The sequence below is a fragment of the Pedobacter sp. genome (genome assembly GCF_045628745.1).
Classification (GTDB): domain Bacteria; phylum Bacteroidota; class Bacteroidia; order Sphingobacteriales; family Sphingobacteriaceae; genus Pedobacter.
On the sequence record NZ_JAZQPU010000397.1, the window covers coordinates 21,791 to 28,788 of the forward strand.

The window sequence follows — 6,998 nt, forward strand, 5'->3', positions numbered from 1 at the left end:
TTTTATTTAACTAAATCTTTCATCAAACACCTTCTCCATGGCAAACATCTCATCCCTTAATCGGGCTGCCATTAGAAAATCCATGTCTTTAGCTGCTTTTGCCATATCTTTCCTGGTCTTGTCAATAGACTTCTGCATTTCTGCCTTGGTCATGTATTGCACAATTGGATCCGCAGCTAAGCTCACCTCATCAACCTCCACATAAGCTTTAGCCCTTGTTGCATTTTCAGAGAAATCAAGCATTGCACTTTGCTCCATAATCTCTTCCTTGGTTTTGCCTACAGTTCTAGGCGTAATGCCATGTTCAAGGTTATAGGCAATTTGCCTTTCTCTTCTCCTGTTGGTTTCATCTATGGTTTTTTCCATAGAATCTGTTATTTTATCAGCGTACATAATTACCCGTCCCCTATCATTACGGGCTGCGCGACCAATAGTTTGTATCAAAGACCGTTCAGAACGCAGGAAACCTTCCTTATCAGCATCCAAAATCGCTACTAAAGAAACTTCCGGCAAATCTAAGCCTTCTCTTAATAAATTGATGCCTATCAGCACATCAAAAACACCAAGTCTTAAATCACGTAAAATTTCTACCCTATCTAAGGTTTTTACTTCTGAGTGGATGTAACGACATTTGATGTTCAGCCTGTCCATGTATTTGGTCAGTTCCTCTGCCATCCTCTTAGTTAAAGTGGTCACCAAAATACGGTCGCCCATTTTAATAGTTTTATCAATCTCATCTAAAAGGTCATCCACCTGGTTAATGGCGGGTTTTACTTCAATCAATGGATCCAGTAAACCCGTAGGCCTGATCACCTGTTCAATATAAACACCATCAGACTTCTGCAGCTCATAGTCTGCAGGTGTGGCACTTACATAGACGGTTTGTGGTGCCAGTCGCTCAAATTCTTCAAAATTCAAAGGCCTGTTATCCAGCGCCGAAGGCAAACGGAAACCATATTCTACGAGCGACATCTTGCGTGACCTGTCGCCACCATACATTGCCCTGATCTGAGGCACCGTTACATGACTTTCGTCAATCACCATCAAATAATCGTCAGGGAAGTAATCCAGCAAACAGAAAGGACGCATGCCAGGCGAGCGACCATCAAAGAACCTTGAATAATTTTCAATACCCGAACAGTAGCCAAGCTCTTTCATCATCTCAATGTCGAAGTTTACCCTTTCTTCTAATCTTTTGGCTTCCAGCAAATTCCTGTCACCAATCAATTGGTTTTTTCGGATCTCCAGTTCCTCCTGTATACCCCAGATGGAAGAAGCAAACCTATCTTTAGGGGTAACGAATAAATTAGCCGGATAAATGGCCATGTCTTCTAATTTCTCTAAAGTTTTGCCTGTTACCGGGTCAATTACACTCAGCTCTTCAATATCATCACCAAAGAAAGAAACACGGTAAGCATTGTCAAGGTAAGCAGGGAAAATATCTACCGTATCTCCCTTAACGCGAAAAGTACCGCGTTTAAAATCATTGATGGTTCTGGCATAAAGAATTTCCACCAGGCTATGCAAGAAAGAGTTTCTTGAAATTCTGGTGCCTACAGCAAAACGAAATACCGAGCGGGAAAAGTCTTCAGGATTTCCCATACCATAAATACAGGAAATGGAAGATACCACAATTACATCCCTCCTACCCGACATCAGGGCAGAGGTTGTTCTTAAGCGTAGCTTTTCAATTTCCTCATTAATGCTCAGGTCTTTCTCAATATAAGTATTGCTGCTGGGCATATAAGCTTCAGGCTGGTAATAATCATAATAAGAAACAAAGTAGTTGACGGCATTCTCCGGAAAAAAAGCTTTAAATTCTCCATAGAGCTGTGCCGCCAGGGTTTTATTATGACTTAGAATCAGCGTAGGCTTTTGTGTTTGTTCAATTACATTGGCCATGGTAAATGTTTTCCCAGAGCCGGTAACACCAAGCAACGTTTGGTAATGCTCCTGGTTATTGACGCCCTCCACCAGTTGCTTTATAGCATTGGGCTGATCGCCGGTAGGTTGATAAGCAGAAACGAGTTTAAATTTCATTGGGGTATAATTTGGAAAGCTCCAATAGATGTTTGTTAAATTAATAATGTATAAAATGCACATTTTGTTCTCAGAAAAACGGCATTTACCCAAAGATAACAAATCTAGCGTATTGAAATGTGATGTTAATATCCTATTTTTATGGACATCATGAAGCTACTGGCCTATGTACCCTTATTGACTCCGCGGATAAAGTATATTTTTTACTTTATTTTTCATGACGTCCTAAAAGCTGATATCACCTTTAGTTCCAACCTGGCTGAATTTAAGAGTTCAGACCTCGCTAAGATCAGTTATTGTGACCAGCAGGTGGCAGATGAGCTGCACTTTAAAAATGCCGACCTGCTACTTTCTCATGAAATTGTGAGAACAGCATTTAAGACTACGGCTTTTGGAGATACCATTGTTCCTTTTGCGGTAAAAGGCGGTGTCTTACCATTTGATGTATTTGCTGCAGCTTTTTATTTCGTAAGCCGTTACGAAGAATACTTGAATTTTATCCCTGACGACGACGGGCATTTCCCTGCAGAATTAAGTCTGCAGAGCCGCTTGAAGCTGCTGCAAATTCCCGTGATCGATGCATGGGCGCTTATTTTAAAAAACCTGCTGCTCAAAAGATACCCTAAGCTGCACTTTGGAAAAAAGAGTTTTGCTTTTATACCCCTGACCTGCATGCAATCAGGAAAGAAAAATTCCAATGGACTGATTCATTCTGCACGTTATATCCTGAAGAAAACAAAGCGCTTTTTTTCAAAAACCACCGAAGGAGATGCTGAATCTGTTGAGGTACAACAGTTTCTTCAAGAACTTCATGAACAGTTCCAGCTGAAAGGACAGTTTTTTTCTTTGTCAGCTGAAGAAGATGACGGTGAAGTTTATGGACAGGTAAATTTACCAAATAGCTACCTGAGGTTGATCAAAGCGGGCATCAGCAATGATTACCGCATGGGTTATAAAAACACTACCGGTTTCCGTGCCGGCACCTGTAGTCCTTTTTTATGGTACGACCTGCAGCTGGAGAAAAGCACACACCTGCGTGTACACCCTATTGCCATTAATGATTTCAGCTTAAATGCCGATAAATTGATGCGTGCAGACTTTGTACTGGACAAATGGAAAAACATGGTAGATACGGTAAAGCTGCTCAACGGGCATTTTTACATTGTATGGCACCAGGATACACTCATTCATAGTGGAAAAGGAAAATCAGCAAGAAAGCTGTACGCTAAAATGTTAAGCAATTTTTTATCTTTACCGAATGATCTTCGACCTGAGTAAAACTGAATCAATTGCTAATGTATTTATTTCTGAGCTCAGGGATGAAAACATTCAGAAAGATGCCATGCGTTTTCGTAAAAACCTGGAAAGGTTAGGTGAGTTTTTTGCCTATGAGATCAGCAAAACATTAACCTATACCTCTTGTGAAACACAAACGCCTTTAGGCATTGCAAATTGCAGGCAGCTGAGTACACAACCTGTGCTGGCCACCATCATCCGTGCGGGTTTACCCATGCATAAAGGTTTACTGAATATCTTCGACAAGGCAGAATCGGCTTTCATTACAGCTTTCCGCAAATCAAACAATTTGGGCGGCTTCAATATTCAAATAGAATATATTTCCACACCAGATTTAACAGAGAAGGTCGTTATTATGGCAGACCCTATGCTGGCCACCGGGCTGAGCATGGTGCTGTGCTGTAAAGAGCTCATGAACCGTTTTCAAATTAAAGAACTTCATATCATTGCTGCTATTGCCAGCACAGAGGGCATCAGACATGTGCGCGCTAACCTTCCAAAAGCAAAATTATGGATTGGCGCCATCGACGAGGAGATGACCAGCAAATCTTACATTGTCCCAGGATTAGGTGATGCAGGCGATTTAGCCTACGGGAATAAACTTTAAGCATGACAAAACATATTTTTTTCGACCTTGATCATACGATCTGGGATTTTGACCGCAACGCCGAAGAAACGTTGATGGAGCTGTTTGAACAGTATAACCTGCCGGGATTAGGCTTAACCTCGCCGCAGAATTTTATCCAGACCTATACCGAGAATAACCAATTTTTGTGGGCGGAATACCACTTAGGGAAAATTACAAAGGAGACCTTGCGCTCTGAACGCTTTAGCAAAACCTTTTTACAACTGGGTGTAAGTCCAAATCTGGTACCACATCAGTTTGAAGAAGACTACGTAAAAATTAGTCCTACAAAGACCAATCTCTTTGAAGGCTCTGAAAAAGTACTCGCTTACTTACAGAAAAAATACACCCTGCACATTATCTCTAATGGGTTTAAAGAAACCACACTGACCAAAATGTCATTGTCGGGTTTAAACCCTTATTTCGAAAATGTAATTATCTCGGAAGATGTGGGTGTCAACAAACCAGATCAAAGAGTATTTGAATATGCGCTGAATAAAGCAGGAGCTACAAAAGAAGAAAGCATTATGATTGGCGACAGCATTGAAGCTGACATTAGAGGGGCACAAGATTTTGGGATGCGTGCTATCTTTTTTAACCCTTTAAACCGGGAAAAACCTGCAGATGTGTTATGGCAGATTACACATCTGGAAGAATTATTACTGCATTTTTAAATATAATATTAAATTAACACCATGCAAAATGCAAAAATATTGTCTTCTCTTCATCATATCATTGAATCTTACCAAACTAAGCTAAACACCTATAGTGATTTAGCCTTTCAGACCACACCACCCATTGGTGGATGGTCATACAGTGAAGTTTACTCGCATATTTTTGACATTAGCCTACTTTCTCTGGAGACCCTGGAAAAATGTTTGGAAGGATTGGGCAAAAACCGCCCTACAGCATTTGCAGCCAAGGTTATTTTATACTTCGGCATGTTGCCTCCCGGCAAACACAAAGTACCCAAAGCACTGGCATCAAGGGTAAAAGTAATATCTAAAGTTGAAGCGGCGGCCATGATTCAACAATTTATGCAACAGCTGGAACAAGACAGCAAGCAGATGTCCAGGGCAAGGATAGACATTAAAAACCCACATCCACGATTGGGCTATTTAAACGCGGCACAATGGCTGCGCTTTATAGAGATCCATTTAAAACATCACCTTAAGCAGTTGAACCGAATTGAGAAAAGCTTTTAATTTCACATCTTTGCCCCATTCTTACCTGTAAAAACATCATACGCTTTAATGAAAATTCCGGGCATAAAAGGTTTTGACGAGGCCGCTTTCGAAAAATATTTTAAGAATACCAGCTGGCTGATGTTCGGCAAGATCCTCAGCATGGTGGTTGGCTTTTTAATAGCCCGCTATTTAGGCCCTATATCTTTTGGTGATTTAAGCTTTGCTGATGCCCTGACCACCATAGTTGCCGCAGTAGGTACCCTGGGGCTGGACAGTTTCATTATCCGTGAAATTATCAAAGAGCCACAGCGCAAAAATGAAATTTTAGGCACCTCGCTGGCCATGCGCCTGGGGGTCAACTTGTTGATCATCCCCATTAGCATTGGCCTATACGTACTTTTTCACCAATTTTCTGATAAGCCGGGCACACCCCTTACCCTCATTGTGACCTTACTTTCCTTTGCCACTTTCTTTAAATCTTTTAACGTCATAGACTCCTATTTCCAATCGCAGGTACAGTCTAAATATGTAGTTAAAGTACAAAACATCTGTGTCATCCTTTCAGCGGTTGTCAAGCTAATGCTGTTGTATTATCAGCTGCCCGTTGTGTATTTTGCAGCGGCTATTTCTTTTGATGCTTTCATTTTAGCCTTTGGACTGGTATGGATGTATCACCAGCGCGGCTTTGATATGCGCGACTGGACTTTTAACATGGCAAGGGCAAAGTCTTTGTTAAAACAATCTTTTCCTTTGATTCTTTCGGCGGTGATGGTTTCCATTTACATGAAAATTGACCAGGTGATGTTAAAAAGCGTGGGCAGTGCTGAAGTAGGCATTTATAGTGCCGCAGCGAAGATCAGTGAGGCATGGTATTTTATCCCCATTGCCATTGTCACTTCGGTATTTCCGGCAATTATTCATGCGCGACAAACCGATATAGAAAGATACCAAAAGCGTTTGGTCAATTTATACGACCTATTGGTGTTCATGAGTTTACCAGTAGCTCTTGTGGTCAGCTTTTTAGGAACAGACATCATCCATTTTTTATATGGAACCCGTTATGAAGGTGCCGGCGAGATGCTGAGCATCCATATTTGGTCGGGAATATTTGTGTTTTTGGGCAGTGCCAGTTCACAATACCTCTTAGCAGAGGGCTTTACTTTAATTTCATTTCAACGAACAGCCACTGGTGCGATAGTGAACATCCTCCTCAATTTCTGGCTAATTCCATTATATGGAGGCATTGGGGCATCTATTGCTACTTTAATAGCATGCTTTGTTTCTACCTTTTATATTTTATTTATTCCTAAGACACGGCAACAAGGCATAATGATGTTAAAATCCTTATTTTTGATTTCTGCCATTCAAAAAATTAAATTACGTTGAGCAAACTTAAAGCATTAGCTACCCTTATCGCAAAGCCGAACAGGCTTAACGCCCTTTTGTCATACGGCCATAAAGGCTACCTGGCCAATATTGGCTGGTTTAAAGCATTTGACACGCAGCAAGCTGTTGATGCCAATGGTGAGCCCCTACCCTGGGTAACCTATAGCTTTATTGATTTCATTACAGACAGGCTTCAGAAAACCCAGCGTGTATTTGAATACGGATCTGGAAGTTCTACCTTGTTTTATGCCAAACGCGTAGCAAGGGTGGTTTCTGTGGAGCACGATGAGCAGTGGTTTTATAAAATTGCCAATACAAAACCAGCAAATGCAGAAATGATTTTCACCAAGCTGGAAAGAGGTGGTGAATACAGTAAAAAAGCAGTGCTGCTGGCAGAAGAATTTGACATCATTATTGTGGATGGCCGCGACCGTGTCAATTGCTGTAAAGAAAGTATCCAGGCA

7 protein-coding genes are annotated in these 6,998 nt (G+C 41.2%); 6 read left to right on the top strand and 1 reads right to left on the bottom strand.

Annotation, left to right across the window (positions count from 1 at the left end):
• Nucleotides 1–6: 6 nt before the first annotated feature.
• Entirely contained in the window at nt 7–2,040 is a 2,034-nt protein-coding gene (gene uvrB / locus ACR2F7_RS14585) for an excinuclease ABC subunit UvrB (protein WP_432714278.1), read from the bottom strand.
• Nucleotides 2,041–2,181: 141 nt separating this feature from the next.
• Here uvrB and ACR2F7_RS14590 point away from each other — a divergent pair, with 141 nt between their 5' ends.
• The 6 genes from ACR2F7_RS14590 to ACR2F7_RS14615 all read left to right on the top strand — a co-directional run.
• Nucleotides 2,182–3,318, top strand: coding sequence for a DUF7033 domain-containing protein (locus ACR2F7_RS14590; RefSeq protein WP_432714279.1), 1,137 nt, complete (start codon nt 2,182–2,184; stop codon nt 3,316–3,318).
• The gene (gene upp / locus ACR2F7_RS14595) at nt 3,299–3,943 is read left to right on the top strand and encodes a uracil phosphoribosyltransferase (protein WP_432714280.1); all 645 of its coding nucleotides are present in this window, start codon (nt 3,299–3,301) and stop codon (nt 3,941–3,943) included. Before ACR2F7_RS14590 ends, upp begins: the two co-directional genes overlap by 20 nt.
• Before the next feature lie 2 nt (nt 3,944–3,945).
• Nucleotides 3,946–4,635 (top strand): YjjG family noncanonical pyrimidine nucleotidase, encoded by a 690-nt coding sequence (locus ACR2F7_RS14600; RefSeq protein WP_432714281.1) that lies wholly within the window; start codon nt 3,946–3,948, stop codon nt 4,633–4,635.
• Nucleotides 4,636–4,656: 21 nt separating this feature from the next.
• The gene (locus ACR2F7_RS14605; RefSeq protein ID WP_432714282.1) at nt 4,657–5,166 is read left to right on the top strand and encodes a DUF1569 domain-containing protein; all 510 of its coding nucleotides are present in this window, start codon (nt 4,657–4,659) and stop codon (nt 5,164–5,166) included.
• 48 nt (nt 5,167–5,214) lie between these two features.
• Nucleotides 5,215–6,534, top strand: coding sequence for a flippase (locus ACR2F7_RS14610; RefSeq protein ID WP_432714283.1), 1,320 nt, complete (start codon nt 5,215–5,217; stop codon nt 6,532–6,534).
• Nucleotides 6,531–6,998: FkbM family methyltransferase (locus ACR2F7_RS14615; RefSeq protein ID WP_432714284.1), on the top strand; the 468-nt coding region annotated here is incomplete at its 3' end. The genes ACR2F7_RS14610 and ACR2F7_RS14615, both read left to right, overlap by 4 nt.

Excerpts from the sequence above, each read along its gene's own strand:
- uvrB (WP_432714278.1), bottom strand. The coding sequence starts at position 2,040 with ATGAAATTTAAACTCGTTTCTGCTTATCAACCTACCGGCGATCAGCCC.
- ACR2F7_RS14590 (WP_432714279.1), top strand. The coding sequence starts at position 2,182 with ATGGACATCATGAAGCTACTGGCCTATGTACCCTTATTGACTCCGCGG.
- upp (WP_432714280.1), top strand. The coding sequence starts at position 3,299 with ATGATCTTCGACCTGAGTAAAACTGAATCAATTGCTAATGTATTTATT.
- ACR2F7_RS14600 (WP_432714281.1), top strand. The coding sequence starts at position 3,946 with ATGACAAAACATATTTTTTTCGACCTTGATCATACGATCTGGGATTTT.
- ACR2F7_RS14605 (WP_432714282.1), top strand. The coding sequence starts at position 4,657 with ATGCAAAATGCAAAAATATTGTCTTCTCTTCATCATATCATTGAATCT.
- ACR2F7_RS14610 (WP_432714283.1), top strand. The coding sequence starts at position 5,215 with ATGAAAATTCCGGGCATAAAAGGTTTTGACGAGGCCGCTTTCGAAAAA.